The organism is Inquilinus sp. CAU 1745 (genome assembly GCF_039839375.1).
Taxonomy (GTDB): domain Bacteria; phylum Pseudomonadota; class Alphaproteobacteria; order DSM-16000; family Inquilinaceae; genus JBDOQU01.
In genome coordinates, this window is sequence record NZ_JBDOQU010000002.1 from 96,068 (window position 1) to 121,887 (window position 25,820).

The 25,820-nt window shown below is 66.6% G+C and carries 25 protein-coding genes and 3 pseudogenes; 10 read left to right on the top strand and 18 right to left on the bottom strand.

The features are described 5' to 3' along the window. The first annotated feature begins 109 nt into the window (after nt 1-109). The gene (locus tag AAFN89_RS02855) at nt 110-1,261 is read left to right on the top strand and encodes a Xaa-Pro peptidase family protein (RefSeq protein ID WP_347535696.1); all 1,152 of its coding nucleotides are present in this window, start codon (nt 110-112) and stop codon (nt 1,259-1,261) included. 19 nt (nt 1,262-1,280) lie between these two features. Here AAFN89_RS02855 and AAFN89_RS02860 read toward each other — a convergent pair whose 3' ends face one another. The 6 genes from AAFN89_RS02860 to AAFN89_RS02885 all read right to left on the bottom strand — a co-directional run bounded on the left by AAFN89_RS02860 (nt 1,281) and on the right by AAFN89_RS02885 (nt 7,241). After that, a complete protein-coding gene (locus tag AAFN89_RS02860) occupies nt 1,281-1,409 on the bottom strand; it encodes a hypothetical protein (protein WP_347535697.1) in 129 nt (42 codons plus the stop codon). Then, on the bottom strand, nt 1,406-2,608 hold the full coding sequence (locus AAFN89_RS02865; protein WP_347535698.1) for an MFS transporter: 1,203 nt from the start codon (nt 2,606-2,608) through the stop codon (nt 1,406-1,408). Before AAFN89_RS02865 ends, AAFN89_RS02860 begins: the two co-directional genes overlap by 4 nt. Nucleotides 2,609-2,706: 98 nt before the next feature. Then, nucleotides 2,707-3,522 carry an ABC transporter permease gene (locus tag AAFN89_RS02870; RefSeq protein WP_347535699.1) on the bottom strand — a complete coding sequence of 272 codons (816 nt, stop codon included), beginning with the start codon at nt 3,520-3,522 and terminating at the stop codon, nt 2,707-2,709. Then, nucleotides 3,519-4,469 carry an ABC transporter permease gene (locus AAFN89_RS02875; RefSeq protein WP_347535701.1) on the bottom strand — a complete coding sequence of 317 codons (951 nt, stop codon included), beginning with the start codon at nt 4,467-4,469 and terminating at the stop codon, nt 3,519-3,521. The genes AAFN89_RS02870 and AAFN89_RS02875 overlap by 4 nt, the downstream gene beginning before the upstream one ends. 169 nt (nt 4,470-4,638) lie before the next feature. Beyond that, entirely contained in the window at nt 4,639-6,144 is a 1,506-nt protein-coding gene (locus AAFN89_RS02880; RefSeq protein WP_347535703.1) for an ABC transporter substrate-binding protein, read from the bottom strand. 74 nt (nt 6,145-6,218) lie between these two features. Then, nucleotides 6,219-7,241: a P1 family peptidase gene (locus AAFN89_RS02885; RefSeq protein ID WP_347535705.1), complete on the bottom strand. Its 1,023-nt coding sequence runs from the start codon at nt 7,239-7,241 to the stop codon at nt 6,219-6,221. Between the two features lie 103 nt (nt 7,242-7,344). On the opposite strand from AAFN89_RS02885, the gene AAFN89_RS02890 reads away from it, so the two are divergent. Together AAFN89_RS02890 and AAFN89_RS02895 are read left to right on the top strand one after the other, a co-directional pair. Beyond that, on the top strand, nt 7,345-8,541 hold the full coding sequence (locus tag AAFN89_RS02890; protein ID WP_347535707.1) for a class I SAM-dependent rRNA methyltransferase: 1,197 nt from the start codon (nt 7,345-7,347) through the stop codon (nt 8,539-8,541). A gap of 221 nt (nt 8,542-8,762) precedes the next feature. Then, nucleotides 8,763-9,319 (top strand): annotated as a pseudogene (locus tag AAFN89_RS02895) (IS1595 family transposase); the annotation flags it as partial. Between the two features lie 62 nt (nt 9,320-9,381). Here AAFN89_RS02895 and AAFN89_RS02900 read toward each other — a convergent pair. Next, nucleotides 9,382-10,020 (bottom strand): hypothetical protein, encoded by a 639-nt coding sequence (locus AAFN89_RS02900; protein ID WP_347535709.1) that lies wholly within the window; start codon nt 10,018-10,020, stop codon nt 9,382-9,384. Nucleotides 10,021-10,042: 22 nt separating this feature from the next. Further along, nucleotides 10,043-10,990, bottom strand: coding sequence for a hypothetical protein (locus AAFN89_RS02905; RefSeq protein WP_347535711.1), 948 nt, complete (start codon nt 10,988-10,990; stop codon nt 10,043-10,045). Nucleotides 10,991-11,091: 101 nt separating this feature from the next. On the opposite strand from AAFN89_RS02905, the gene AAFN89_RS02910 reads away from it, so the two are divergent. Further along, nucleotides 11,092-11,769, top strand: a complete 678-nt coding sequence (locus AAFN89_RS02910; protein ID WP_347535713.1) for a hypothetical protein — start codon at nt 11,092-11,094, stop codon at nt 11,767-11,769. Nucleotides 11,770-11,924: 155 nt separating this feature from the next. Here AAFN89_RS02910 and AAFN89_RS02915 read toward each other — a convergent pair whose 3' ends face one another. From AAFN89_RS02915 to AAFN89_RS02925, 3 genes are all read right to left on the bottom strand, one after another. Further along, nucleotides 11,925-13,316 (bottom strand): HAMP domain-containing sensor histidine kinase, encoded by a 1,392-nt coding sequence (locus AAFN89_RS02915; RefSeq protein ID WP_347535715.1) that lies wholly within the window; start codon nt 13,314-13,316, stop codon nt 11,925-11,927. Further along, nucleotides 13,313-14,041 (bottom strand): phosphatase PAP2 family protein, encoded by a 729-nt coding sequence (locus tag AAFN89_RS02920; protein ID WP_347535719.1) that lies wholly within the window; start codon nt 14,039-14,041, stop codon nt 13,313-13,315. The genes AAFN89_RS02915 and AAFN89_RS02920 overlap by 4 nt, the downstream gene beginning before the upstream one ends. A gap of 90 nt (nt 14,042-14,131) precedes the next feature. After that, nucleotides 14,132-15,103 (bottom strand): hypothetical protein, encoded by a 972-nt coding sequence (locus tag AAFN89_RS02925; protein ID WP_347535721.1) that lies wholly within the window; start codon nt 15,101-15,103, stop codon nt 14,132-14,134. Between the two features lie 118 nt (nt 15,104-15,221). Between AAFN89_RS02925 and AAFN89_RS02930 the strand changes: the two genes are divergently transcribed. Beyond that, nucleotides 15,222-15,674, top strand: a complete 453-nt coding sequence (locus AAFN89_RS02930; protein WP_347535723.1) for an Lrp/AsnC family transcriptional regulator — start codon at nt 15,222-15,224, stop codon at nt 15,672-15,674. A 190-nt stretch (nt 15,675-15,864) separates the two neighbouring features. Here the strand turns inward: AAFN89_RS02930 and AAFN89_RS02935 are convergent, their stop codons facing one another. Genes AAFN89_RS02935 through thrC form a run of 5 tightly spaced genes read right to left on the bottom strand, consistent with a single transcriptional unit; the run spans nt 15,865 to nt 21,464 of the window. Continuing rightward, on the bottom strand, nt 15,865-17,289 hold the full coding sequence (locus tag AAFN89_RS02935; protein ID WP_347535726.1) for an FAD-dependent oxidoreductase: 1,425 nt from the start codon (nt 17,287-17,289) through the stop codon (nt 15,865-15,867). Continuing rightward, the gene (locus AAFN89_RS02940; protein ID WP_347535728.1) at nt 17,286-18,050 is read right to left on the bottom strand and encodes a TVP38/TMEM64 family protein; all 765 of its coding nucleotides are present in this window, start codon (nt 18,048-18,050) and stop codon (nt 17,286-17,288) included. Before AAFN89_RS02940 ends, AAFN89_RS02935 begins: the two co-directional genes overlap by 4 nt. 51 nt (nt 18,051-18,101) lie before the next feature. Continuing rightward, nucleotides 18,102-18,821, bottom strand: coding sequence for a GNAT family N-acetyltransferase (locus AAFN89_RS02945; RefSeq protein ID WP_347535730.1), 720 nt, complete (start codon nt 18,819-18,821; stop codon nt 18,102-18,104). Beyond that, complete coding sequence (locus tag AAFN89_RS02950) at nt 18,793-20,061, bottom strand: pitrilysin family protein (RefSeq protein ID WP_347535732.1); 1,269 nt, start codon at nt 20,059-20,061, stop codon at nt 18,793-18,795. The genes AAFN89_RS02945 and AAFN89_RS02950 overlap by 29 nt, the downstream gene beginning before the upstream one ends. Next, on the bottom strand, nt 20,058-21,464 hold the full coding sequence (gene thrC, locus AAFN89_RS02955; RefSeq protein ID WP_347535734.1) for a threonine synthase: 1,407 nt from the start codon (nt 21,462-21,464) through the stop codon (nt 20,058-20,060). The genes AAFN89_RS02950 and thrC overlap by 4 nt, the downstream gene beginning before the upstream one ends. Nucleotides 21,465-22,252: 788 nt before the next feature. On the opposite strand from thrC, the pseudogene AAFN89_RS02960 reads away from it, so the two are divergent. Continuing rightward, nucleotides 22,253-22,471 (top strand): annotated as a pseudogene (locus AAFN89_RS02960) (IS5/IS1182 family transposase); the annotation flags it as partial. Here AAFN89_RS02960 and AAFN89_RS02965 read toward each other — a convergent pair. Then, nucleotides 22,468-22,638 (bottom strand): annotated as a pseudogene (locus tag AAFN89_RS02965) (threonine synthase); the annotation flags it as partial. The pseudogenes AAFN89_RS02960 and AAFN89_RS02965 overlap by 4 nt on opposite strands. 157 nt (nt 22,639-22,795) lie before the next feature. On the opposite strand from AAFN89_RS02965, the gene AAFN89_RS02970 reads away from it, so the two are divergent. Genes AAFN89_RS02970 through AAFN89_RS02985 form a run of 4 tightly spaced genes read left to right on the top strand, consistent with a single transcriptional unit; the run spans nt 22,796 to nt 24,097 of the window. Beyond that, nucleotides 22,796-23,008: an antitoxin MazE family protein gene (locus tag AAFN89_RS02970; RefSeq protein ID WP_347535736.1), complete on the top strand. Its 213-nt coding sequence runs from the start codon at nt 22,796-22,798 to the stop codon at nt 23,006-23,008. Nucleotides 23,009-23,011: 3 nt separating this feature from the next. Next, complete coding sequence (locus AAFN89_RS02975; RefSeq protein WP_347535738.1) at nt 23,012-23,335, top strand: type II toxin-antitoxin system PemK/MazF family toxin; 324 nt, start codon at nt 23,012-23,014, stop codon at nt 23,333-23,335. 43 nt (nt 23,336-23,378) lie between these two features. Continuing rightward, nucleotides 23,379-23,705 carry a nucleotidyltransferase domain-containing protein gene (locus AAFN89_RS02980; protein WP_347535740.1) on the top strand — a complete coding sequence of 109 codons (327 nt, stop codon included), beginning with the start codon at nt 23,379-23,381 and terminating at the stop codon, nt 23,703-23,705. Further along, nucleotides 23,693-24,097 (top strand): nucleotidyltransferase substrate binding protein, encoded by a 405-nt coding sequence (locus AAFN89_RS02985; RefSeq protein WP_347535742.1) that lies wholly within the window; start codon nt 23,693-23,695, stop codon nt 24,095-24,097. Before AAFN89_RS02980 ends, AAFN89_RS02985 begins: the two co-directional genes overlap by 13 nt. A gap of 5 nt (nt 24,098-24,102) precedes the next feature. Here AAFN89_RS02985 and AAFN89_RS02990 read toward each other — a convergent pair whose 3' ends face one another. Further along, complete coding sequence (locus AAFN89_RS02990; protein ID WP_347535744.1) at nt 24,103-25,767, bottom strand: Na/Pi cotransporter family protein; 1,665 nt, start codon at nt 25,765-25,767, stop codon at nt 24,103-24,105. Between the last annotated feature and the right edge of the window lie 53 nt (nt 25,768-25,820).

Sequence of the window (25,820 nt, forward strand, 5' to 3'; positions counted from 1 at the left end):
TGTGAGAGGGTTGGGTGAGGGGGCGGCCTTCGCCGGTGCGTCGCGGGCGCGGATCGGATAGGGTTCGGGGCGATACGCGATTCGGTTTCCCAACGACGAAGATCAAGAGATGCCCCTTCATTTCGACGCCGCCGAGCTGGCGGAGCGCCGCCGCAAGGCCTGTGACCGGATGGCGGCGCGCGGGCTGGACGGAATGCTGATCTTCCGGCAGGAGAGCCTGTACTACCTCACCGGCTACGACACGTTCGGCTACGTCTATTTCCAGTGCCTCTATCTGGGCGCCGACGGGACGATGATTCTGCTGACGCGCGCGCCGGACCAGCGGCAGGCGCTGTTCACCAGCGTGATCGAGGATGTCCGCGTCTGGGTGGACGAGGCCGGGGCGACGCCGGAGGCGCAGCTTCTGAAGATCCTGGAGGAGAAGGGCTGCCGGGGCCGGAAGCTGGGCGTGGAATGGCACGCCTACGGGCTGACGGCGCAGTTGGGCTTCCGCCTGCGCGAGGCGCTGGACGGGTTCTGCGCGGCTGAGGATTCGTCGGACCTCGTCTCCCGCCTGCGGCTGGTGAAGAGCCCGAAGGAGCTGGAATATGCCCGCCGCGCCGGCGAGCTGGCCGACGCCGCCTATGACGAGGCGATGCGGCTGGCCGGGCCGGGGGTCTTCGAGGGCGACATACTGGCCGCGATGCAGGCCGCCGTGTTCGAGGGCGGCGGAGACGATCCGGCGAACGAGACGATCATCGGGTCCGGCCCCGGCGCGCTGATGTGCCGCTATTTCACCGGCCGCCGGCATCTGTCGGCGGAAGACCAGCTGACGCTGGAGTTCGCGGGCGTCTACCGCCATTACCATGCCTGCCTGATGCGGACGATCCGGATCGGCGCGCCGCCGCCCCGGCAGGTCGCCATGCATGAGGCGGCGGTCGACAGTCTGGTCGCCGCCAAGGAGGCGCTGAGGCCCGGCCGGCCGATCGGGGAGGTGTTCGACGCCCATGCCGCCGTTCTGGACAAGGCCGGCCTGCGGGCGCACCGGATGAACGCCTGCGGCTATTCGCTGGGCGCGACCTACGCGCCGAACTGGATGGACTGGCCGATGTTCTTCCATGGCAATCCGGAGGAAGCAGCCCCCGGCATGGTGTTCTTCATCCACATCATCGTGTTCGACAGCGACAGCGGGCTGGCCATGACATCCGGCCAGACGGTGGAGGTCACGGAAGACGGCTGCCGGCCGACCACCAACGCGCCGCTGGATTTCGTGGTGAAGTGAGGGCGGGACGGCCTCGTCGCTAAAGGCAGAAGGCCATCATCCCGTCCAGCGCGATCAGCGGCCCCCAGACGAACCAGAGCGCCCAGCCGCCGGCCAGCAGCGCGGCGACGCCGATTCCGGTGAGGGCCCTGATCTCCCAGTCGCTCATGCCGTCCGCCTTTGCAGCCGCGCCGCCGGCTGGTCCGCGATCGGCAGGTTGACGAGGCCGGCCGCGATCCCCAGCAGGATGGAAACCATCCAGATCGTATCATAGGTCCCGGTCAGGTCGTAATCGACGCCGCCCAGCCAGGCGCCCAGGAAGCTGCCGATCTGGTGGCTGAGGAACACGATCCCGTAGAGGGTGGAAAGGTAGCGCGTGCCGAACATCTGGGCGACGAGGCCGCTGGTCAGCGGGATGGTCGCCAGCCACAGGAAACCGATGCCCGCGCCGAACATCAGGGCGGTGGCGGGCGTCAGCGGCAGGATGAGGAAGAGGCCGATCACCGCCGAGCGGGCGAAATAGACGCCGCTCAACAGGTACTTCTTGCGGTAGCGGTTCCCCAGCATGCCGAAGAGGTAGGACCCGATGATGTTGAAGAAGCCGATCAGCGCCAGCGCGTTGGCGCCGACGGCCGGGGACAGGTCGTTGTCGCCCAGGAACGCGGGAAGATGCGTCGCCACGAAGGCGATGTGGAAGCCGCAGACGAAGAAGCCGGCATTGAGCAGCCAATAGCCGGAATGGCCGCCGGCCTCCTTCAGCGCGTCGGTCAGGCTCTGCGCCGGCCCGTCGGACGCGGAGTCCGACGGCGCGCCGGCGAGGCCGAGACCGAGCAGCGCGATGGCGCCGACGGCGACCGCCATGACCAGGAACGCGCCCTGCCAGCCCATGCCGGTCAGCAGGGCCTGCGCGCCCGGCACCACGGCGAACATGCCGAAGGAGCCGGCGGCGGTGACGATGCCGAAGGCGACGCTCCGCCGTTCCGGCGACACGACCCGGCCGACCGCGCCCAGCACCACGACATAGGTGGTGCCCGACAAAGCGAGCCCGACCAGCACGCCCAGCGTGACGTTGAGCGCCAGCGGGTCGTTGCTGAGCGTGGTGAGCGCGAGGCCGGCCATGTAGAGCAGCGTGCCGAACAGCATCACCCGTCCCGCCCCCATCCGGTCGGCGATCGCGCCGACGAAGGGCTGCGCCAGCCCGAACAGCAGGTTCTGGAGCGCGATGGCGAAGCCGAAGACCTGCCGCCCGACCTCCAGATCCATGGAGATCGGCCGCAGGAAGATACCGAAGCTCTGGCGGACGCCCATGGCGATGGCGACGGTCGCCGCCCCGCAGGCGAGCACGATCCAAACCGGCCGCTGGACCATCGCTGTTCTCCCGGCCAAAAAGGCCGTCGTCGGTTAGAAGGGATCGAACTCTCGCAGCGCCGAACCGGCTCCGCAACGGATATATTGTATCGATTCGTTCAGCCTACCGGCAGAGCGCGGAGCCGGGGGTCCAGCAGGTCCCGCACCCCGTCGCCCAGCAGGTTGAGCCCCAGAACGGCGATGGCGATGGCGAGGCCGGGCCACACCGCCTGGATCGGGTCGGTGAAGAGGAAGGTCTGCGCGTCCAGCAGCATCCGCCCCCAGCTTGGCTGCGGCGGCCTTGTGCCGAGGCCGAGATAGGAGAGGGCGGCTTCGGCGAGGATGGCGACCGCGAACTGCACCGTCGCCTGGACGATCAGCGGGCTGGCCGCGTTCGGCAGGACGTGGCGCAGGGCGACCTGGAACCGCGACCGGCCGAGCGCGAAGGCCGCGCGGACGAACTCCCTGCCATAGACCGGCAGCGCCGCGCCGCGCGTCACGCGGGCGAAGACGGCGATATTGAAGATGCCGATCGCGACGATGGCGTTGATCGCGCCGGGATGGGTGAGCGCGGTGATGAGGATGGCCGAAAGGACGGCAGGGAAGGCGAAGGTCAGGTCGACCAGCCGGCCCACCGCCTCATCCACCCAGCCCCGGCGCGCCGCAGCCAGCAGGCCGAGCGGCACGCCGGCGAGGAGCCCGATGCCGACCGCCGCCGTGGCGACGATCATCGCGTTCCACGCCCCGCCCATGATGAGCGAGAGCGTGTCGCGGCCCAGATGGTCGGTCCCCAGCCAATGGTCCGCGCCCGGCGGCTGCAGCCGGTCCGCCACGGAGACGGCGTCGACCGGCCAGGGCGTCCAGGCGAGGCTGACCAGCCCCAGCGCCGCGACCAGCCCGGTCAGCGCGATGCCGATCGCCAGCGTCGGCCTCATGCCGCGCCCGCCTTCGGCCGCGGGTCGATGAGGGCGTAGAGCACGTCGACCAGGAAATTCACCGCGATGACCAGGGCCGTCAGCAGCAGAACCACGTCCTTGACGACGATCAGGTCGCGCTGGCTGACCGCCTGGAACAGCAGCCGCCCCAGCCCCGGCAGGTAGAAGACGTTCTCCACCACGATCGCGCCGGCGACCAGGAAGGCGAACTGTAGGCCGAGGATGGTGACGATCGGGATCGCGGCGTTGCGCAGCACGTGCCGGCGCAGCACCGCCGCCGACGACAGGCCCTTGGCCCGCGCCGTGCGGACATAATCCTCCCGCCAGTTCTCAAGGATCGAGGAGCGGACGACGCGCGCGAGGATCGCGGCCTCCGCCAGCGCCAGCGCCAGGGAGGGCAGCAGGAGCGCCTTCAGCGCCGCGCCGACGCCCGCCGACCAGCCGGGGAAGCCGCCGCTGGCGAACCAGCCGAGCGTGACGGAGAAGACCAGCGTCAGCACGATGCCGAACCAGAAATTGGGGATCGCGAGGCCGAGCTGGGAGAACCCCATCACCGCATAGTCCGCCGGCCGGCCCTGCCGCGCGGCCGCCAGCATGCCGAGCGGCAGGGCGACGGCGACGGCCGTCAGCAGCGCCATCACCGCCAGCGGCAGGGTGATCGCCAGCCGGTCGCCGATCAGCTCCTGCACCGGCACGTCATAGGTCAGGCTGGTGCCCATATCGCCGGTGGCGAGGCCGCCCAGCCAGCGCAGGAACCGCTCCGGCGCGGGCCGGTCCAGCCCCATCTGGGCCCTGAGCGCCGCCAGCGTGTCCGGCCGCGCCTCCGTCCCCAGCATCATTTGCGCCGGATCGCCGGGCAGCACCTCCAGCACCACGAAGATCACCAGCGCCGCCAGCAGGAGGGTGAGAAGGAACGCCAGCAGCCGCCGGACGAGGTAGGCGGTCATGGGGGGGCGCCCGAAAGCCGGTCATGCTGGATTTGATCCAGCATCCATGCGGCGTCGATGCGGGGCGGGGCCGCGCGCCTTCCCGCCAAACCCTCACCCTCCCACCGCTTCGCGGCGGGCCCCTCCCTCTCCCGCAGGGCAGGAGAGGGGAAATTACGGGAGCCGGGGGTCATTCGGCCCAGCGGACGTCCGTCATGTCGACCGCGGGGACGGGGGTGTTTTTCCACATGCCGAGCAGGTCGGCATCGTGGACGCCGACCTTGGCGAGCTGGAAGAGGAAGATCGCGGCCAGATCCTCGCCCAGGATCGTCTGCGCTTCCTGATAGAGGGCCGTCCGTTCCGCCTCGTTGGTGGTGGCGTCCAGACGGTCGATCAGGTCCGTGAAGGCCGGATTGTCGTAGCCGAAATAATAATCCAGCCCGCGCGCGTAGATGCCGATGTCCATGGGTTCGACATGGCTGACGATCGTCATGTCGTAATCATTGTTGCCGAACACCTGGTCCAGCCATTGCGCCCATTCGATCGGCTCCAGCGTCACCTCGATCCCGACGCGGCCGAGCTGCGCCTGGATGATCTCCCCGCCCCGCCGGGCATAGGAAGGCGGCGGCAGCTTCAGCGTCGCGGAAAAGCCGTCGGGATATCCCGCCTCCGCGAGCAGTTCCCGCGCCCGATCAGGATCGTGCGGATAGAGGCCGGTCAGGTCGACATAGGCCGGGTTGTGCGGGGCGAAATGGCTGCCGATGGGCGTGCCGAAGCCGAACTGCGCGCCTTCGACGATCGCCTGCCGGTCGATGGCGTGCATGATCGCCTGCCGGACCAGCGGATCGTCGAACGGCTCCCGCCGCCAGTTGACCGCCATCACCGTCTCGCCCTCCGTCGTTCCCACGTCGATGGCGAAGCGCGGATCGTTCTCGAACGCGCCCAGCGCCTCCGGCGCGCCGATGTTCGGCACAGCATCGACATCGCCGGCCAGAAGCGCCGCGATCTGCGCCGGTGGGTCGGCGATGATGCGGAAGGTCACCTGGTCGAGCGCGATGGCGTCCGGATCGCGGTAGGTGTCGGCCTTCGCCAGCACGATGCGGTCGCCCTGCAGCCAGCGGTCGAACCGGAAGGGGCCGGTGCCGACCGGGTCGGTCTTGTTGGTCTCCGCCGTCTCAGGCGCAACGATCACCGCGTCCCCCTGCCCCATATTGAAGAGGAAGAGGCCGTCCGGTTCCGCGAGCGTGATGACGACCTCCGTCGGGGACGGCGTCTCGATCTCAGCGATGGCGTCGAAATATTGCTTCTGCGCGTTGACCGAATCCTCCGCCATGGCGCGCTCGAAGGAGAACTCCACATCGGCGCTGTCGAACATCGTGCCGTCATGGAACTGCACGCCGTCGCGGAGGGTGAAGCTGTAGACCAGCCCGTCATCGGAGACGGTCCAGCTTTCCGCCAGCCCCGGCACGACCGCGCCCGTCTCGTCGATGCGGGTCAGCCCCTCGAAGACGTTGTGGTAGGTGATCTCGTCGATCGCGGCGGCGGCGCCGGCGGTCGGGTCAAGGTGGGGAGGCTCCAGCGTCAGGGCGACGACAGCATCCGTCCTAATCCCGGACTGGGGCTGGGCCAGGGCGGCGGCGGGAAGCAGCAGCAGCGCGGCCAGGGCCCTCGCCAGCGTCTTACGGATATCGGCCATGGGTGTCGATCCTCCCTCATATCCGGCATTTCGGCGCGTTCCCCGCCGATGATGCAGCGCAACATAAACCGGGATCACCTCTTTCCGCAACGCAGCGCGTGGCCGTGGACGGTGCGGTAGGACAGCCGCTCCCCCAGATCCTCGGCCTCGAACACGCCGCGCCCGATCGCGCGGGCCACGGCGTCGGCAGCAAGCGCCCCAAGCCGGGACAGCGCCGCCGGCCGGTTGTCCGGCAGGGATCGGCGGCCGGTCGCCAGGACGAACAGGATGTCGCCGTCGAAGGGGGTGTGGACCGGCCGGATCGCGCGGGCCAGGCCGTCCTGGGCCATGATCGCGACGCGCCGGGCCTCCGCGGCGGTCAGGTCGGCGTCGAGCGCCACCACGCCGATCGTCGTGTTGGCGCCGGGATGGAAGGATGCCCCCTCCTCCGCATCAGCCGCGATCGGCCCGGTCGGAAGGGGCTGGCCGCCCATCTCCTCCCCCTGCTCAAGCGCCCAGGCCCAGAGGCAGTTCTGACCCGGCATGACGACGGAACCGACGGGATTGACCGCGATCACCGCACCGACGGTGACGCCGCTGGTCGTATCGACGGCGGACGCACTGCCCAGCCCGCCCTTCAGCGTTCCGGCCTTCGCGCCCAGCCCGGCCCCGGCATTGCCAAGGGCGAAGCGGTCGCCGGCATTGTCACAGGCCAGGCGGCCCAGCCGCCGGTAGGGCGGTTCTTCCCCCCAGCCCTTGTCGCCGCCATTGGCGAGGTCGAACAGGATGGCCGCCGGCACGACGGGCACCTTCACCTCCCCCACCGCGAAGCCGCGCCCCTTCGCCGCCAGCCAGGCGACCGCGCCGGCCGCCGCCTCCAGCCCGTATTCGGAGCCGCCGGAAAGCGCCACCGCGTCGATCCGATCGACCAGGCTGGCGGGGTCCAGCGTGTGAGTGTCGCGGGAGCCGGGCGCGCCGCCCCGCACATCCACGGCGGCCACCGCCCGCTCTTCGGGAATGACCACCGTGACGCCGGTCCTGGCCGCCGCGTCTTCCGCATTGCCGACCGCGATGCCGGGAACGTCGGTGATGAGATTGCGCGGGCCGGGACGGGTCATGGGCGGCAACCTTAGGGCGACCGCCGGGCCGGGTAAAGAAGCCGCCGGCGCGATTGACCTCGGGGCGATTGACCACCGTTTGCCCGCCGCTATGCTGCGCGCCATGTCGAACCCCCCATTTCTGCCGGTCGTCCGGCTCCAGCCCGGGCGCGAGAAGCGCGTCCTGGCCGGCCATCCCTGGGTCTTCTCCAACGAGATCGCGATGGATGCCGACGCGAAGGCGATCCCGCTGGGCGGGCTCGTCCGGCTGGAATCCGCCCATGCCAAGCCGCTGGGCGTCGCCGGGTTCAACCGCCACGCGCTGATCGCCGCCCGGCTGCTGAGCCGCGATCCGGACGCCGTCATCGATGCCGGCTTCCTGGCCGAGCGCCTGTCGGCGGCGCTGGCGCTGCGGGAGGCGCTGTTCGACCGGCCCTTCTACCGGCTGGTCCATGCCGAGGCGGACGGTCTGCCGGGGCTGGTCGTGGACCGCTATGGCGATGTGGCGGTGGTCCAGGCCAACAGTGCGATGATGGAGGCGCTGGAAGCGCCCTTGCTTGAGGCCATCGGGCAAATCCTGTCGCCCCGGACCATCGTGCTGCGCAACGACAGTTCCGCCCGCGCGCTGGAAGGGCTGGAGGCGGAAATCCGCACCGTCGGCGAGCTTCCCGACGGCCCGATCGAGCTGGAGGAGAACGGCGCGCGGTTCCTGGCCGACCCGGCGGCGGGGCAGAAGACGGGCTGGTTCTTCGACCAGCGCGACAACCGCGCCTTCGCCGCAAGGCTGGCCCGGGGCCGGTCGGTGGTCGACGTCTACACCCACACCGGCGGCTTCGCCATCCAGGCCGCGCTGGGCGGGGCGGAAAGCGTGCTGGCCGTCGACCGGTCGGCCCCGGCGCTCGATCTCGCCGCCCGCGCCGCGACCCTCAACGGCGTCGCCGAGCGGTTCGAGACCCGGAAGGGCGAGGCGTTCGGGGAACTGGAGCGGCTGCGCGACCAGGGGCGGAGCTTCGGCCTCGTCATCATCGACCCGCCGGCCTTCGTGAAGTCGAAAAAGGATCTGAAGGCGGGGGCGCAGGGCTATCGCAAGCTGGCGCGCCTCGCAGCCCGGATCGTGGAACCGGGCGGCTTCCTGCTGGCGGCGTCGTGCAGCCACCATGTCGATCCGGCGATGTTCGCCGAGCAGGTCGCCCGTGGCCTCACGGATGCCGGCCGCACCGGCCGCATCCTCCGCCAGAGCGGCCCCGGCCCCGACCACCCGATCCATCCGATGCTGCCGGAAAGCGCCTATCTGAAGGCCGTGACGCTGGCGCTGGACTGACGAAGCCGGTCAGCTCCGCCGCGCCGTGATTTAGGATGTCCGTGCCGCAGCACAGAAAATCGATCCCATCTATCCTTTCGATTCTTCTGGGTCTTTCGAGCGCGGGAAGGTCCGTTCTTCTTGATAGTCGCCGTCTACCTTCTGGATTTTAACGGAACCGCCCGCTTTGCCGAGCGCGTCGGCTAACGCGCCACCTTTGGTGGCTTCGTCTTTAGTTGATCGTCGAGGCCGACGAAACCTATTTCGGTAGCGCGAGACCCCGCACGTATCAGCGCAGCGCAAGGGCCGTCCCTTCACGAAGCGCGGCAAGGGCGGGCCGGCCAACAAGCGCGCCGTGGTTGCCCTGGTCGAGCGCGGCGGCGAAGTCCGTATGTTCCACGTCCAGCACGCCACAGCCGCCAATGTCCGCGACGTGCTGGTTCGCAATGTGTCGCGCGAGTCGATCCTCTATACCGACGAAGGTCGCCTCTACACCGTGACCGGAAAGGAGTTCGCCGACCACCAGACCGCGAAGCACTCGGCTGGCGAGTACGTTCGCGGCGTCGTCCACTCCAACACGGTCGAGAACGTCCTCTCCGTTTTCAAGCGCGGCATGAAGGGCGTCTATCAGCATTGCGGCGAAGCCCATCTTCACCGCTACCTCGCGGAGTTCGGTTTCCGCCATAACCACCGCAGCGGCTTGGGCTTCTCCGACAAGGAGCGCGTTGCCCTGATGGTGGCCGGCATCGAAGGCAAGCGCCTCACCTATCGGCGGACTGACGAAGCCGCTCACGCCTAAGCAGAAAGCCAAGAACTTCGTGCGCTGGCGAAAGAACTTCCTCCGATAACAAGGACTGGAACCTAATTTCGCGCGGCTACACCCGCTTTCTTCAGAAGGCGCGGTTTCGTTTCGTAAAGACGGTCGATAAGATAATACAGACCGTGGCATGTAGTCACAATCATGTGAGAAAGGAGAATATTTACAAGGAAAATCGTAGCCATTCCTAGTGCTGGCGCGACATTGTCCAGAATCCAAGATGCTACCTGCGTTATAAGCCCAGTGTCCAGAACGAGCCAAATGTTAACGCCCGATATCGTCACCAGCATTATCGCCGCGATCGATATGAACAGGGACAGAAAGGCGAGATAACCGAACATTGAGCACACATATTGTCGGCGTGTCAGGTACTCCCGGTCGCCACTCGGGGCGATCCTAGATACCTTGCCGACTTCTATTACGTCGTCCAAATCGCCCATCGCCGATGCGAAACTCGCGACGCCAACTAACGCTGCGATATAGAAGCCGGTCAGGACGGCCGAAAAGCTCCCGAAGCGATCCAAGAACCCGTTGTCTCCGAAATAAGCTTCGATGCTGAAAAAAAACGGGAAGGTTAAGGCGATCGCTATCGCGAGAGCAGAAATCAAGTTCCGCCTGTATACAGGTCGACCGCACTCGTCCTTCAAGACGAGATAGCGCAACGGATAGTAAAGAACATTCATCCAACTGAACTCCGCCGAGCGGTTATTCCTTGGCTATCGCGGTGGCCTTTCGTATAACTTCATCAGAAAAATCGACGCTGCACACCGGTAAGGCTACGCCGAATTGCACAAGTTCTGATCGCACAAACAGTATTTCTTTTGCCTGTTGATCCCTATCGAGCTTCACTGTTCGCTTGCGGTTATCTTCCAAACCTATATCGATGTTGAAATCCTGCCATCCGTCTTCCTTCGCACGCTCAGCGAGATTCAATATTCTCTCTCGCCAGTTCCTACTTGTGAGACTTCCTGTAACCCTGATCTTCATGACTTCATTGATCGGCTCAAACAAACCTTCCGAGTCGATGAAATCGGGTTTGGCTGGGCGCACAAGCGTTATGAAGTTGATCTGCCCATCCTTTAGCGCATTCGTCAGCGTTTCTGACTTTAAGCCTTCTGCCTTCACCACGGAATATGTCTGCTTTGTCAGCCTGTTCCGCTCGAAATCGTATCGATATTCACTCAGGGCCTTAGCGGCGATCAGCCTAGCAGCGCTCATGCTGATGCCGGGAATTTCCTCAAGCGCAGCTCGAAATACGCCACGCTCGATTTGGGTATCGTGAATGACTAGGTGGGCCGAAACCGACTGTTCTTCGTCTTTCTGCTTCACGGACTCTCTCACCGTGACCTTTCTTCCCGCCTGCGCCCTGGCCTTCTTTCGATACGCCGGCTCTGCCGCATTCGGGCTTGCCCGGTGAAACAGCATCACAAGCGCTTTTTGCCGCGGCCTGTGTTCGACGGCCATTAGCTCGATGATGTCACCGTTTGGCTGAACATCCATGGCCTGTTCGGCGTCAATGCACTCTTGAAGCGCGTCGCGAATACTGTACTCGCTAGGATCCGCGCTAAGCGGTAGGTAAGGAGCCCCCTTGTGGCGCGGTGCAAACGTGATGTTGTAGCGGCGGAAAAACCGCGAATGCTTCTCTAGAAACAAATCTGCCCCCCAGCAACGTATGCTGGCATCATTCCGCGTAACTGCCCTAGAGTCCACTCTTAGGTTTGGGGCAATCGGGGGCCGACCCATTGTCAGGCAGATTGGGTCGTTTCGCCTCCTCTGCGGTTCTGGGTTTGGGCGGCGTCTTCACCAGCCGCTCCATGATGCGCTTGGCTTGTTCCAGGTTCTCGTCTTTATCGGTGTCCGACATGGCTTGCAGAATCCCTGAGAATATCGACCCGCTGTTGGTCAGCCTCACCGGAGCCATCGTGACATGGTGGGGCAGGATAGAGGGCATCCTGTTTCGCGACCTGATGTTCACGAGACGCCATCCGGCCACCCGGCACATTATCGAGAAAGACCCCTTCCCGGTGTCCGCAAAGCCTCTAATCCGTCAATGGGCCAAATGTCGCCGCGCCATTTTTGCGGACAACCCCGTGAAGTTACAGCGCACGGAAGACATTCGACAGCGCCTGTCTGACGCTTCAGAAGAGCGAAACATGATCGTCCATGGCTTCTGGCCCTATGGGGACGACGACCCAGAATCAATCACGATCCAGAGAGTCAAGCCCAAGAAGAAGACAGATATCTTGGCCTTTGACAGTTACATTGCTACCGTAGAAAAGCTAAATAACCTCAACGAGAGGCTAATTTTTCTATACCACGAGACGTTGCCTGAGATGGTCAACTACGCTTTTTCTCCAGACGGACGTTCCAAAGCCGGCAAAGATCAAGAACAAGCGACTCATACTCCCCGTCTTCCATCCGCCAGTCTCTAATCAAGATTGCCACCTCACGGTAGCGGGGAATCTCGTCAAGGCTGATGTCGTCAGCGCCAGCCTGTCGATGCGTATGGTTATCCGACTCCATCGCTTTTCTCAAGTATATAATTAGGCATTATTTCTTATGTTCTCCACTGGTATAGCTGAAGCGTTCAGCCGCCGTTCGACGCCGGCAGCACCAGTTCGAAGACCGTGCCGCGCGCGGTGCTTTCCCGGAGGCGCAGATCGCCCTTGTGTGCGACCAGTATTTCCCGCGCGATGGCGAGGCCGAGGCCCGTGCCGCCTGCGCGCGCCGTGCCCGCGAAAGGCTGGAAGAGATGGTCCCGCGCCCGTGGCGGCAGGCCCGGCCCGTCATCGGCGACGGTGAGCATGACGGCGTCCGGCGTTGTTTCCGCGCCGACGGTCACCGTCCCGGCCCCAGCCTGGAAGGCGTTGCGGCCCAGATTGACCAGCGCGCGCAGCAACTGTTCCCGGTCCGCGGTCAGCGTCAGCGCGTCGGGCACATCGTTGACCCAGCGGGCGAGACCCTGCCGGACCGTCGTCGCATCCGCCTCGGCCGAATCGACCAGCGCGCGGGCCGGGAAGTCCGTCCGGCGGAGCGGCGGCGCGTTCTCCCGCGTGTAGGCCAGCGTGTGCTGGCACAGCTCCACCGCGCGGTTGATCGATTCCAGCAGCCGGGGCGTCGTCCGCTTCACCTCCGGATCGTCTGACAAGCCCAGCCGCTCTGAGAGCAGGGCGGCAGTGGAAAGAATGTTCCGCAAATCGTGGTTGATCTTGGTGATGCCGGTGCCCAGCGCCGCCAGCCTTTCCTTCTGCTTCAGCGCGCCGCGCAGCGCGATCTGCATGTCGTGGAGCTGCCGCTGGGCGACCCCGATCTCATCCGACCGGCCGGAGGGTCGGATGATGGTGTCGCCATCCTCCGGATTCTCCCGGAACGCCACCATCTTCTCGGTCAGCCGCGTCATCGGCACGACCAGCATCCGGTGCAGCGACAGGAAGACGAGCCCGGCGGTGAACAGCGAGATGACGATGGAGAGGCCGAGGATGCGGTTGGAGTAATCCACCATCCCGGCCCTGAGAGGCGCTTCGTCCAGCACCAGCTCGACATAGGCCTCCGGGTCGCGCGGCGACATGCCGATCAGCCGGATCACCCGGTCGCCGCCGTTGAACAGCGTGTCGAAGGCATCGACGATCAGCCGGGCGGGCGACCGCTCGCGGAGGTCGACCGCATCGGTCGGCGTCGCCGGGGCCGGGGCCATGCCCAGCATGTAGGTGTCCTCGCCCGGCTTGCGCAGATCGATGACATAGGCGCCGACATGGTTCAGCAGCTCCTGCTCGATCTCCGGCGTCACCATGCCTTCCGGCGCGGCGGCGACGGACAGCGCCGCCAGGTGCCCGGCCGCCAGCTTCTCCTCCAGCCAGGTCAGGCGGAAACGCGCGATGGAGGGCGTGTAGATCAGCACCTCCGCCAGCATCACGAAGAAGATCGTGAAAACCAGCAGCCGCGCGGAAAGGCTGCGGGCGGTGGCGGAAAGCGCCGTCATTCCGGCCGCTTCGCCCGGCGGCGCATGTCGAACCAGGCGGCCGCGACCCAGCAGAACATCGCCCAGGCCGCCCCGGCGCACCAGCCGGCCAGCACGTCCGACGGCCAGTGGACGCCGAGATAGATCCGGCTCACCCCCACCAGCACCGTCACGATCGCCGCCATCGCCAGGATGAACGCCGCCGCCCGGCGCTTCTCCTGCGTCTGGGCGAGCATCACGCCCAGCGTCAGGTAGGTGACGGCGGACATCATGGCGTGGCCGCTGGGGAAGCTGGCGGTGAAGACGTCGGCCAGGGGGGAGACCAGTTCCGGACGCGGACGGCCGAAGCCGATCTTCAGGAGGGAGTTGAGCGCCGTTCCGCCGGCCACGGAGACCGCGACCAGCATCGCCTCGGCCCGCTCCCGGACCATCAGCAGGTAGCCGATGGCGGCCAGCGAGACGAGCCACAGCACGGCGTAGCCGCCCAGTGAGGTGATGTCGCGGGCCGCCTCCTCCAGCCAGTGCGGGCCCAGAGGGTTCGACATGTCGCCGGGAACCCGCATGGCCAGCAGCACAGCCTCGTCCCAGCCATGGGTCTCGCCCTCCAGCACCTCCTCGGAAAGCTGGACGAAGAAGGCGAAGGCCCCGATCCCGAACAGCGCGACCAGCGGCAGCCCGCCCATCGCCATCAGGGCCTTCAGGGACTTTCGGACAAGGATCGAGAGCGTCGGATAGATCGGCGGCAAGAGGAGAGGCCCCGAATCGTGGAAGGACAATCCAGTTCTACCGGGCTTTCCGTGCCGGGTGAAAGGGATAGCGCAACCCGCCCGGCGCTTCTATTGCCCGGCGGGAGATTTCTCCCCGAACATCCACAGGAAAAACTTCCTGTCCGGAATCCGCAAGATGAGCCGTGCGATCAGCGCCGTCGCGGCCACTGCGAAGATCATCCGGCCGACGAGGATGGCGGTGAAATCGGCGCCGAGCGCCATGACGAGGAGCGTGTCCTCAATGATGCCATGGGCGAACCCCATGAAGACGCAGGACAGGAAAATCTGGCGCGGCGCGATCCCGCCGGTGCGGGATTCGCGGATCAGCAGCCCCCCGCCATAGGAGATGCCAAGGAACATTCCGATGGCCGTGAGATGGCGTGCGTCGCCCTCTATGCCGGCAAGCCGCAGCAGCGGGTTCAGGGACGCCATCAGCAAATCCAGAAGCCCGGACAGTTTCAGAAGTTCAAGCCCCCAGGCCAGCACCACGAGGATGACCAGCATCGTCACCGCGGTCTCGAACAGGCCCTGGAGGAAGCCCATCCAGTCGGTGGTTTCGCTCATCGGGATCCAGGCGGGATCGAGAGGTTGGGCGAGCCAGCCGGTGGCGGCCAGGATCTGATGCAGCAGCGCGGCGTAGATCATGCCGCCGGCGATCCGGATAAGCGTCGTGACGAGGAATCCCGGCCCGGCCTTCTGGACGATCTTCTGTTCGATGGGCAGGCCGTGCGCGAACAGCAGAAGCGCCGAGAGGACCGAGATGTCGGCGACGGTCAAGGACGATGCCGGCGCCAGGGTGAAGATCATCGGGACCGCACCCCAGACGCCGACGAGCATCCCGGTGAGCAGGGCGAGCCCCAGTTCCGCCGGCAGCCCGTAGAACCCCATGATTGGCGCGAGCAGCGGGGACACGGCCTCGATCACGCCCAGGCGCATCAGCAGTTCGGCCGCGATGGTCACCGGAACGACGATCCGGATGAGCGTCCAGTAGACATCCAGCGTGTCCAGCGTCTTGCGCGCGATTTTTCCGATGAGCGCCATGGTGGGCAATCCCGTTGTTGCCCGAGTTTCCTACCGCGAACCTGTTCGCAGTTGTGGTCAAAGATTGCGGACTTGTGCAATTTTATTGCATCACCCGGATGAGATGAGGGCGTGGGGGATGGACCAGCTCGACAGGAAGCTCCTGAACCTGCTGCAACGGGATGCTTCGCGAACCAACGCCGACATGGCCGACGAGGTCGGGCTGTCTCCCTCAAGCTGCCTGCGCCGCATCCGCCGCCTGCGAAAGGCCGGAATCATCGACCGCATCGTGGCGATCCTGAACCCGTCCAAGGCAGGGCGTACGCTGAAGGCGCTGGTGACGGTGGAACTGAAGCTGCACGGCGAGCAGCAGATGCGCCGCTTCACCGACCGCGCGATGAAGGAGGAAGCGGTCGCGCAGATCTATGACGTTACCGGCGACATCGATGTCGTGCTGTTGCTGCGCCTCACGGACATGGAGGAGTTCGACGCGCTGTGCGACAGGCTGTTTCGCGACGATGACAATGTGGCGCGCTTCTTCACGATGATGGTGATCCGGTCGGTAAAGGAGGAAACGGCGATCCGGCTGTAGCCGCCGCCCGGCGGCTACGAACGTTCCGCTCGCTACGACGATCTTGAGACCTGTCATCCGTGTCTCCAGTCTAATCTGTCACCTATCTATCCGGGTTGGACCAAAACCCTCACCCTCCCACCGCTTCGCGGCGGGCCCCTCCCTCTCCCGCAAGCAGGAGAGGGGAAAACCACGGTTGGGATGGTCGGGATCAGGGCAGCTTCAGCAGGAGGCGGACCAGCTTTCGGGTGCGGTCGCTGAAGAGGGAGGGGGTGTAGAAGTCGCCGGCGGCGCGCTTGCCCGCCTCCCCCAGCGTCGGATAGGGCGCGATCATGCCGGCGATCGCGCCGATCTTCATCTTCCGGCCCACCGCGAGGGTCCAGAGATGGATTTGTTCGCCGGCATGGGGGCCGGCTATTCCGGCGCCCAGGATGCGGCCGCGCGGGGTGGTCACCAGCTTTACCAGGCCAGCCGTGTTCCGTTCCGTCCGGGCGCGGTCGTTCTCCGCGAACGGCCAGCGGAGCACGCGGATATCGGGATGCCGCTCGCGCGCCCCGGCTTCCGTCAGGCCGACCTGCGCCAGTTCGGGATCGGTGTAGGTGACCCAGGGCATCGCCGTGGCATCGACCTTCGCCGGCAACCGGAACAGGATGTTCCGAATGACGATGCCGGCATGGTAGCCGGCCATATGGGTGAACTGGTAACCGCCCACCGCGTCGCCGACGCCGTAGACCCGCCGGTTCGTCGTGCGCAGGCGGGCGTCGACGGTAAGTCCTCGGTCGGTGCGCTTGACGCCGGCCTTCTCCAGATCCAGCCCGTCCAGCACCGGCTTGCGGCCGGTCGCGACCAGCAGGTGGGAGGCCGTCAGCCGTTCCTCCCCCGTCTGGCTGCGGAGGATGACCGCCGCGCCCTCGCCCTCCGGCTCTATGCCGACGATTTCCGCCTTCTCCCGGACATCGACGCCGTCGTCCGTCAGCGACGCCCGGACGACGGCCACCAACTCCGGATCGTCCTTCGGCAGGATCGCGGCCTTTTCCAGCACCGTCACCCGGCAGCCCAGCCGGCGATGGGCCTGCGCCAGTTCGATGCCGATCGGCCCGCCGCCGATGACGATCAGGTGGGACGGGGCAGCCGTCAGACCGAAGACCGTCTCGTTTGTCAGGTAGGGCACGGCGTCCAGGCCGGGGATGGGCGGTGCGGCAGCCGTCGATCCGGTGGCGATGACGAAGCGCCTGGCCTTCACCTCGACATCGCCGGCGCGCACCGTGTCGGGGCCGGTGAAGCGGGCATGGGCGCGGATGACGCGGACGCCCAGGCCCTCGAACCTCTCCTGGCTGTCGATCGGCGCGATGGCGTCGATGACGCCCCGGACATGGCGGCTGACCCCGCCGAAATCGACCTCCGGCTCCCGCGCCGCGATCCCGAAGCGGCCGGCGTGTCGAACGGCGTGGGCGGCGTTGGCGGCGGCGATCAGAGCCTTCGATGGCACGCAGCCATAGTTCAGGCAGTCGCCGCCCATCTCCCCCTTTTCGATGAGCACCGTGTCGGCCCCCATCTGCGCCGCGCCGGCGGCGACCGACAGCCCGCCGGACCCCGCCCCGATGACGCAGAGATCGGCTTCGATCCGTCCCGTCATGAGGCCAGTCCCGGCGGCAATCCCCGACGCCGGCGCACCGCCTTGATGACGACCGGCAGCAGGCTGAGCAGCGCCAGCCCGATCAGCGGCAGCAGGATGTGCGGCTCGAAGATGATGCCGAGATCTGGGTCGCTTCCCGATTCCAGGGTCGCGCCCAGCCCGCTGCCGATGCCGACATAGACGATCGTGCCGGGAATGATGCCGATGAAGGTGGTCAGCACGTAGGTCGGCAGGCCGACGCCCAGGAAGGCCGGCGCCAGATTGACCAGCCAGAAGGGCGCGACGGGCAGCAGCCGCAGGGTCAGCATATAGCTGAACGCGTTCTCTCTGAACCCCGCCTCAAGCCGCCTGAGCCAAGGCCCCGCCCTGCGTCGCAGGACATCGCCCAGCGCCGTGCGGGCCGCCAGGAAGACGCAAACGGCCCCCGCCGTCGCGCCGATCACCACCAGCACCGACCCCAGGAGGATGCCGAAGAGGAAACCGCCGATCAGAGTCAGAACGGTGGCGCCGGGGATGGAGAAGGCCACCGCCAGCACATAGACGGCGAGATAGAGGAAGGCCGCCGCCCAGCGATTCTCCGCGACCAGCGCGGTCAATGCGGCGTGACGGTCGCGCAACGTTTCGAAATTCAGATAATCATCGAGGCCGAAGGCGAAGAAACCCGCCAGCCCCAGCGCCAGCACGCCGAGCGGCAGCCACCGGCGCAGCCGGAACGGGGCGGGGGACGCCCGATCGTCATGGTCGGATGGGGAGGGAGCCATGGAAGCCCGTGTTCGTCCTGAAGCCTGCCCCCTACCTAACAACGCCGCGGATCACCCGCCAGTCACCTTGGCGTGAAGCTCTTCCGGCGGCCCAGTCACGGTCCCGGCTTCGGCCACGGCCTGTCCCGCGCGTTCGAAGTCGCGCCTCAGCAGGCCGAACATCAGATGGTCCTGCCATGCCCCGTCGATGCGGAGATAGGCGCGGGCATAACCTTCCTGCATGAACCCCGTCCGCGCCAGGAGCCGCTTGCTGCGCTCGTTCGTCGGCAGGCAGACCGCCTCGATCCGATGGAAACCCAACTGCGTGAACGCAAAGCCCGCGGCGGCGCGCAGGGCTTCCGTCATCAGGCCGGCGCCGGCGAACCGTTCGCCGACCCAGTAGCCGACAGACGCCATCTGGGCGACGCCGCGCCGGACGTTGGAGAAGCCGATCCCGCCCTGGAGCCTGTCGGTCTGACGGTCGAAGAGAAGGAGGCTGTAGCCTTCATCGCGCCGCCATTCCCCCGTCTGCCGCTTCAGCCGCCGCATGAAGGCGGCCTTGCCAAGGGCGTCGGCGGGCCATGTCGGCTCCCACGGCGTCAGGAAGGCGCGGCTTTCCTCCCGCAGGGTCGCCCAGGCGGCCCAATCCCTGGCCTGGGGCGGGCGGAGATAGGATCGGCCGGTTTCGATGCGGATGGCGGGCAGCGACCTGCCGCCGGCCTTCAGGAAGCCGATCAAGGCCCCCGCCTTCCCACTCCCGGCGTCACGCCAGTCGCGACCGGATGCTGTCATGGCTTTCAAGCCGCCCCGTCGGTCCCAGCGCGGCGATGGTCGGCGGGCCGTTGCGGAGACGCCGCGCGACCCGGCGGACGGCCTCGACATCCACCGCGTCGATTTTGGCCACGATCTCGTCCAGCCCCTGGGGTTGCCCATAGATCAGCATCTGCTGGGCCACCTGCTCCGCCCTCGCCATGGTCGATTCCAGCCCCATCAGCAGGCTCGCCTTCATCTGGGCGCGGGCGCGGGAGACCTCCTCCTCCGTCGCGTCCTCGGCGACCTTCACGATCTCGTCGCAGAGGACGGGCAGAAGCTCCGTCACGTCCTCCTCCCCGGTTCCGGCATAGATGCCGAAGATGCCGCCATCGACATAGAAGCTGGAGAAGCTGTAGATCGAATAGACCAGCCCCCGCTTCTCCCGGATCTCCTGGAACAGGCGGGAGGACATGCCGCCCCCCAGCAGCGTCGACAGCACCGATTCGGCGTAGAAATCCGGGTCATGATAGCCGACGCCGTCGAAGCCGACGATCAGGTGCAACTGCTCCAGGTCGCGGTTCCGGCGGAAATCGCCGCCGGCATAGCGCGCGGCCTGCGGGCCGACCGGGGCTACGGCCGGAAGGTCGCGGAACGCCTCGGCCGCCTGCGCGACCAGCCGGTCATGATCGACCGCGCCCGCCGCCGTCAGCACCATGCGCGGCCCGCCATAATGCGCGCCGAGATATCCCGCCACCGCGTCGCGGGACAGGTTGCGCACGATCTCCGCCGATCCCAGCACCGGCCGACCCAGCGGCTGGTCGGGGAACGCCGTTTCCTGGAAATGATCGAAGATGATGTCGTCGGGCGTGTCGTTCGCCTGCCCGATCTCCTGCAGCACCACCGCCCGCTCACGCGACAACTCCTCGGCGTCGAAGACGGAGTGCTGGAGAATGTCCGCCAGGATATCCAGCGCCAGGCCCGTATCCTCCTTCAGCACGCGGGCGTAGTAGGCCGTGTTCTCCCGGCTGGTGTAGGCGTTGAGGTAGCCGCCCACCGCCTCGATCTCCTGCGCGATCGCGAGCGCCGAGCGGCGGCGTGTGCCCTTGAAGGCCATATGCTCCAGAAGATGGGCGACGCCGTTGACCTCCGGCGCCTCGTCCCGCGTGCCGACGCCGACCCAGACGCCGAGCGTCGCGCTTTCGACCGAGGCCATCGGATCGGTGACGACCCGCAAGCCATTGTCGAGCGTGGTGATCCTGGTGGTGATCCGGGCGGTCATGCCGCTTCCCTCCGCGCGACGGCGTCGCGCACATGTTTCTGAATGGTCCCGAGATCGTTGGGGAGCGCGGTCAGCCGCTCCTCCCGCTCGAACAGATCGGCCAGCTTCGGCGGCAAAGCGGGACGGATGCCGGACGCCGCCTCCACCGCATCGGGGAATTTCGCCGGGTGGGCGCAGGCGAGCGAGACCACGGCCACGTCCGGATCGGCGGGGCAGGCGCGGGCGGCGGCGAGCCCGACCGCCGTATGCGGGTCGATCAGTTGCCCCGTCTCGCGATGGGTCTCCGCGATCGTCCGGCGGATGCCGTCATCGTCCAGCCGGTGGCTGTCGAACAGCGCGCGGGCGCGTTCCATCTGTGCGGCCGAGACCTTGAAGGACCGCGCCTCGCGGAAGGACCGCATCTGGCCGGCCAGCGCCTTGCCGTCCCGGTCGTGGAGGTCGAACAGCAGCCGCTCGAAATTGCTGGATATCTGGATGTCCATCGACGGGCTGATGGTTGGCACTACCGGGGTCATCGCCATCTCGCCGGTCTTGAAGAAGCGGTCCAGTATGTCGTTGGTGTTGGACCCGACGATCAGCTTCTCCACCGGCAGCCCCATCGCCCGCGCGCCATAGGCCGCGTAGATGTTGCCGAAATTGCCGGTCGGGACGGCGAAGGCGATCCGCCGGTCGGGCGCGCCCAGCGCTACGGCCCCGGCGACGTAATAGACGATCTGGGTCATGATCCGCGCCCAGTTGATCGAGTTGACCGCCGAGAGCGCCATCTCGTCCCGGAAGGCGGGATCGTTGAACATCGCCTTCACGAGATCCTGGCAATCGTCGAACGATCCGTCGATCGCGATGTTGTGGACGTTAGCGGCCGGCACCGTCGTCATCTGCCGGCGCTGCACGTCGGACACGCGGCCCTTGGGATGCAGGATGAAGATGTCCATCGCCTCCCGGTCGCGGCAGGCTTCGATGGCGGCGGAACCGGTATCCCCGGAGGTCGCGCCGACGATGGTCACGCGGCTGCCGCGCTTCGCCAGGAAATGGTCGAACAGGCGTCCGACCAGTTGCAGGGCGTAATCCTTGAACGCGATGGTCGGCCCGTGGAACAGCTCCATCAGCCAGAACCGCTCGTCGAGCTGGACCAGCGGCGCTATGGCCGGATGCTCGAAGCCCGAATAGGCGTCCGCGACGATCCGCCGGAAATCGGCTTCGGGGATCGCGCCGCCCAGGAACGGCGTCATCACACGAACCGCGATCTCGGGATAGGTGAGGCCGCGCATCGCGCGCAGATCGTCCGCGCCGATCGCGGGCCAGCTTTCGGGCACGTAGAGCCCGCCATCGCGGGCGAGGCCCGCCAGCAGCACGTCTTCGAACGAAAGGGCCGGGGCTTCGCCCCGGGTGCTGATGTAACGCAAGACCGGTAAACTCCCAGGAAAAGGCGGCCGTACCCTAGCGAGGTTGCCGAACCCGGCGCAAGCGGCGGCGTCTGCTCGGGGGCCGTCGCTTCCTTCCATCATCGTCATGCCGGACCCCGATCCGGCATCCATGGGGCGTCGATGGCGGGCGGAATTGCGTCCGGTTCTTCACCGCCGGTGAGGCGGCGGCGGCCCATGGATTCCCGATCAAGTCCAGAATGACCAACAAGGGACCGGCAGGATAGTGCCCGGTCTTTCGCCGCCGGCACGGCGTCGCTGGCCCATGGATTCCCGATCAAGTCGGGGATGACCAACAAAAACAATGTCATGCTGGACTTGATCCAGCATCCATCCGGCGTCGATGGCAGGCGGGACCGCGTCCGGTCCTTCGCCACCGGCGCGGCGTCGCCGGCCCATGGATCCCGATCAAGTCGGGAATGACCAACAAGGGGCGGGCAGGATAGCGCCCGGTCCTTCGCTACTGGCGAGGCGTCGCCGGCCTATGGATTCCCGATCAAGTCGGGAATGACCAATAAAAACAATGTCATGCTGGTCTTGATCCAGCATCCATGGGGCGCCGATGGCGAGCGGGATTCATCGGAATGACCAGCAAAGGAACAACTCGCCCAGCACCCTCATGGTGAGTCTGTCGAACCTTTTGGGCGCGCACCCTTCGACGGGCTCAGAGCCTGTGAATCTTTTGGTTGGTGCGGGCTGGAATGTGATTGTCGAAGCGGCCTCGATTTGATTCCCTGATCCGAGCGTTGTCATGGTTCGGCGAGGGGGCGATGGCGGAGGAACTGTTCGAGGGATTGTCCGAACATCGGGCTCCGGCGGCGGGTGCAGGCGGTGGCCGGCCCCGGCTTCGCGAGCCGGAGCGTGGCCAGATCGAATTGCGGGCGCTGGACCTCGACAGCCTGATCGGTCCGGACCACCCGGCGCGGCTGTTCTGGGCCTATGTCGAGCGGCTCGACCTGTCGTCTCTGGAGGATCGGATCAAGGCCCGCACCGCGATCTCGGGATAGGTGAGGCCGCGCATCGCGCGCAGATCGTCCGCGCCGATCGCGGGCCAGCTTTCGGGCACGTAGAGCCCGCCATCGCGGGCGAGGCCCGCCAGCAGCACGTCTTCGAACGAAAGGGCCGGGGCTTCGCCCCGGGTGCTGATGTAACGCAAGACCGGTAAACTCCCAGGAAAAGGCGGCCGTACCCTAGCGAGGTTGCCGAACCCGGCGCAAGCGGCGGCGTCGGGTTGGGCCTTCGCTTTCAGGATTCCGGTTGACGGCCGTCCCCTTCTCCTCCATTTGTTACATGTAACAATCGTGGAGGCTGTCATGCCCTCATCGGTCAATGAAAGGGTTCAGAAGCGGCGCGACGCCCTGCGGGCCGCCGGTCTGAGGCCGGTGCAAATCTGGGTGCCCGACACGAGACGGGCCGGCTTCGCCGAGGAATGCCGACGGCAGGCGCTGGTCGTGGCAGCCGCCGATGCGGCCGATCACGATTTGAACGCGTTCATGGACGCCGCCATGGTCGATCTTGGGGGATGAGGAGTGAGGCGCGGCGACCTCATCACGGTCGCCCTGCCCGGCGATTTCGGAAAACCGCGCCCCGCCCTTGTCATCCAGTCCGACCAGTTCGACCAGGTCGGCACTCTCACGGTGCTGCTGGTATCAGGGACAATGGTGGATGCGCCGTTGATCCGGCTGACGGTTGAGCCTTCGCCGACAAACGGCCTGCGCATACCGTCGCAGATCATGGTGGACAAGATCATGTCGGTGAAACGGGAGCGGGTCGGCAAGCCGTTCGGCCGCCTCGACGACGAAACCATGCTGGCGGTCTCGCGCTCGCTCGCCCTGTTCCTCGGCTTTGCATGATATCCCGCAACACCGGCCTCTCATCATCAGTATACTGGCTCCCATGATCGAGTTGCGAACCAATGACGAAGCGACGATCCGGCGGCGATCTCTGGATCGTGTGAGGCGGATCGTCGACGAGGTGCTGGAGGATCGCGGCGCGCGGGTCTACCTTTTCGGCTCCTGCGCGCGCGGCGACTGGCGGCATGGCAGCGATATCGACCTCGCCGTCGATCCGGTCGAAGCGCTTCCAGCCGGAATCTTCGCCCGGATCAACCAGGCTCTGGAGGAAAGCACGGTGCCCTATTTCGTGGATGTGGTGGACATGGCCGGCATTTCCCCCGCCTTCGCCGACCGCATCCGCACGGAGGGCATCCTGTGGAGGAGCTGAGATCGCTGATCGGGAGAGCCCGGCAGGCCTTCGGCCGTTTTCAGGAACTCGCGCATATCGAAGCCCCCACAGCCATCGAGCGCGATGCGGCGATCCAGCGGTTCGAATTCACCTGCGAGATCGTCTGGAAGGCCACGCTGAAGGCCGCCGAGCATGAAGGGCTGCGCGCGGCCTCCCCACGCGCCTCCATCCGCTACGCCCGGAGCATGGGCTGGTTGTCCGATGCCGACGCCCAGCACGCGCTGGAGATGGTTGAAGACCGGAACCGCACCGTCCACACCTATGCCGAACCGGTGGCCATCTTCATCTTCGGCCGACTGCCGGGGCACGCCGATGTGCTGGGCCGCTGGATCAGTTCGCTCTCGAAGCATGTCGAGGAGAACGCCGGCTGATTCCCCTACCCCTGCGCCTCCTTCCGGTCCTTGAGGCGGCTGTGGCGGAGTTCGCCGGTCTGGTCGAGGATCGGGTAGGCGGTGGCGGCGAGGTGGGAGTTCACGCGTTTCAGGTCGCGCAATATGTCGAGATGGAGGGCGCTGGTTTCCATGCTGGCGGTCCGGCCGTCGCGGAGGCGGCCGAAATGGCTGTCGGTCGCCGCGCGCTCAAGGTCGCGGAACGTCTCCTTCTCCGTGAGCAGCCGGCGGGCGGAGCGGGAATCGCCGTTCATGAAGACGGCGATGGCAAGCTGCATGTTGTCCAGCAGCCGGCCATGGAGATTGTCGATCTCCGCCATCCCTTCCTGGGAGAAGCTGAGCTGGTGCTTGATCTTCTTGGCCGCCAGCTCCATCAGGTTCTTGTCGATCACGTCGCCGGCATGTTCGAGATTGGTCGTGAAGACGAGGATGTCCGAGCAGCGCCGCCGGTCCTGGTCGGAGAGCTGGTCGAGCGTCATCTCCGTCAAATAGAGCTTTATCGCCTCATGCAGCCGGTCGAGGATATTGTCCATTCGACTGATCTCCGCGACCTTCTTGCGGTCGTCGGAATGAAACACCTCCAGCGACCCGCGCAGCATCGTCTCCACCACGTCGGCCATCCGCATCGCCTCCCGCGCGGCGTTGGCGAGCGCGATATAGGGCGTCTTCAGCGCGCCCTCGTCGAGATAATGGGGCGTCGCGGGGTCGGCCTGCCTGTCCTGTTCCGGGAAGAACCGGACGAGGAGCCGCGAGACAGGCCCCAGGAGCGGCAGGAAAACGATCGCGAGCGCGATGTTGAAGGCGGTGTGGAAGTTCACCGCCGCCCGTCCCGCTCCCGGCCCCAGCAGGGCGAGCGCATCGGCGATCCCCGGCAGGAAGGGCAGCGCGGCGAGACAGCCCAAGGCCCGGAAGGCCAGGTTCCCGACCGGCAGCCGCCGATCGGCGGGGTTTGGCCCCAGATTGGAGATCAGCGCCGGCAGCGTCGCGCCCAGATTGGCCCCCAGCACCAGCGCCAGGGCCGCAATCGGCGTCAGGATGCCGGCCGTCGCGAAGGAGGCGATCAGCAAAACCACCGCGACGCTGGAATGGATGGCCCAGGTCATCGCCGCGGCGATCAGCACGGCCAGGAGCGGTTCGTCCGTGATGGCGGCGAAGATGGTGGCGACGGTGTCGGACGCCTCCACCGGCTCCAGCGTTCCCAGCAGCAGCCGAAGCGCCAGCAACATGAGGCCGAGCCCGGTCGCGACGCGGCCGAGATCGCGGGTCCGCGTCCGGCCGCCGCGCTTGAACGCCACGACGCCCGCCAGGATCAGCAGCGGCGAGATGAAGGAGACGTTGAAGGACAGGGCCTGGACGATCAGGGTCGTCCCCACGTCCGCCCCCAGCATGATCGCCAGCGCCGGCGCCAGATTGACCACGCCGCCGGCGGTGAAGGAGGCGGTCATCAGCGCGGTCGCCGTGCTGCTTTGCAGGATCGCGGTGACGCCCAGGCCGGAGAGGAAAGCGGTGAACCGGTGCTTCAGCCCCGCGCCCAGAACGCGGCGCAGATCGACCCCATAGGCGCGCAGGATGCCGCTCTTGACCATGTGCAGGCCCCAGAGCAGCAGGGCCACATGACCGGCAAGTCCGACCAGCACCAACGTTCCCGACAAGGACGATCCTCCCCGTTCCCACGCGCGCCGTCGATGCTAGGCTTCCCGCCGGG

What these genes read in the sequence shown, in the direction of transcription:
- AAFN89_RS02940 (WP_347535728.1), bottom strand. Translation starts at nt 18,050, where the DNA reads ATGGCTCCCTCCCCATCCGACCATGACGATCGGGCGTCCCCCGCCCCG.
- AAFN89_RS02925 (WP_347535721.1), bottom strand. Translation starts at nt 15,103, where the DNA reads ATGGCGCTCATCGGAAAAATCGCGCGCAAGACGCTGGACACGCTGGAT.
- AAFN89_RS02875 (WP_347535701.1), bottom strand. Translation starts at nt 4,469, where the DNA reads ATGACCGCCTACCTCGTCCGGCGGCTGCTGGCGTTCCTTCTCACCCTC.
- AAFN89_RS02890 (WP_347535707.1), top strand. Translation starts at nt 7,345, where the DNA reads ATGTCGAACCCCCCATTTCTGCCGGTCGTCCGGCTCCAGCCCGGGCGC.
- AAFN89_RS02930 (WP_347535723.1), top strand. Translation starts at nt 15,222, where the DNA reads ATGGACCAGCTCGACAGGAAGCTCCTGAACCTGCTGCAACGGGATGCT.
- AAFN89_RS02935 (WP_347535726.1), bottom strand. Translation starts at nt 17,289, where the DNA reads ATGACGGGACGGATCGAAGCCGATCTCTGCGTCATCGGGGCGGGGTCC.
- AAFN89_RS02870 (WP_347535699.1), bottom strand. Translation starts at nt 3,522, where the DNA reads ATGAGGCCGACGCTGGCGATCGGCATCGCGCTGACCGGGCTGGTCGCG.
- AAFN89_RS02865 (WP_347535698.1), bottom strand. Translation starts at nt 2,608, where the DNA reads ATGGTCCAGCGGCCGGTTTGGATCGTGCTCGCCTGCGGGGCGGCGACC.
- AAFN89_RS02860 (WP_347535697.1), bottom strand. Translation starts at nt 1,409, where the DNA reads ATGAGCGACTGGGAGATCAGGGCCCTCACCGGAATCGGCGTCGCCGCG.
- AAFN89_RS02980 (WP_347535740.1), top strand. Translation starts at nt 23,379, where the DNA reads ATGATCGAGTTGCGAACCAATGACGAAGCGACGATCCGGCGGCGATCT.
- AAFN89_RS02950 (WP_347535732.1), bottom strand. Translation starts at nt 20,061, where the DNA reads ATGACCGCCCGGATCACCACCAGGATCACCACGCTCGACAATGGCTTG.
- AAFN89_RS02945 (WP_347535730.1), bottom strand. Translation starts at nt 18,821, where the DNA reads ATGACAGCATCCGGTCGCGACTGGCGTGACGCCGGGAGTGGGAAGGCG.
- AAFN89_RS02970 (WP_347535736.1), top strand. Translation starts at nt 22,796, where the DNA reads ATGCCCTCATCGGTCAATGAAAGGGTTCAGAAGCGGCGCGACGCCCTG.
- AAFN89_RS02855 (WP_347535696.1), top strand. Translation starts at nt 110, where the DNA reads ATGCCCCTTCATTTCGACGCCGCCGAGCTGGCGGAGCGCCGCCGCAAG.
- AAFN89_RS02900 (WP_347535709.1), bottom strand. Translation starts at nt 10,020, where the DNA reads ATGAATGTTCTTTACTATCCGTTGCGCTATCTCGTCTTGAAGGACGAG.
- AAFN89_RS02880 (WP_347535703.1), bottom strand. Translation starts at nt 6,144, where the DNA reads ATGGCCGATATCCGTAAGACGCTGGCGAGGGCCCTGGCCGCGCTGCTG.
- AAFN89_RS02915 (WP_347535715.1), bottom strand. Translation starts at nt 13,316, where the DNA reads ATGACGGCGCTTTCCGCCACCGCCCGCAGCCTTTCCGCGCGGCTGCTG.
- AAFN89_RS02885 (WP_347535705.1), bottom strand. Translation starts at nt 7,241, where the DNA reads ATGACCCGTCCCGGCCCGCGCAATCTCATCACCGACGTTCCCGGCATC.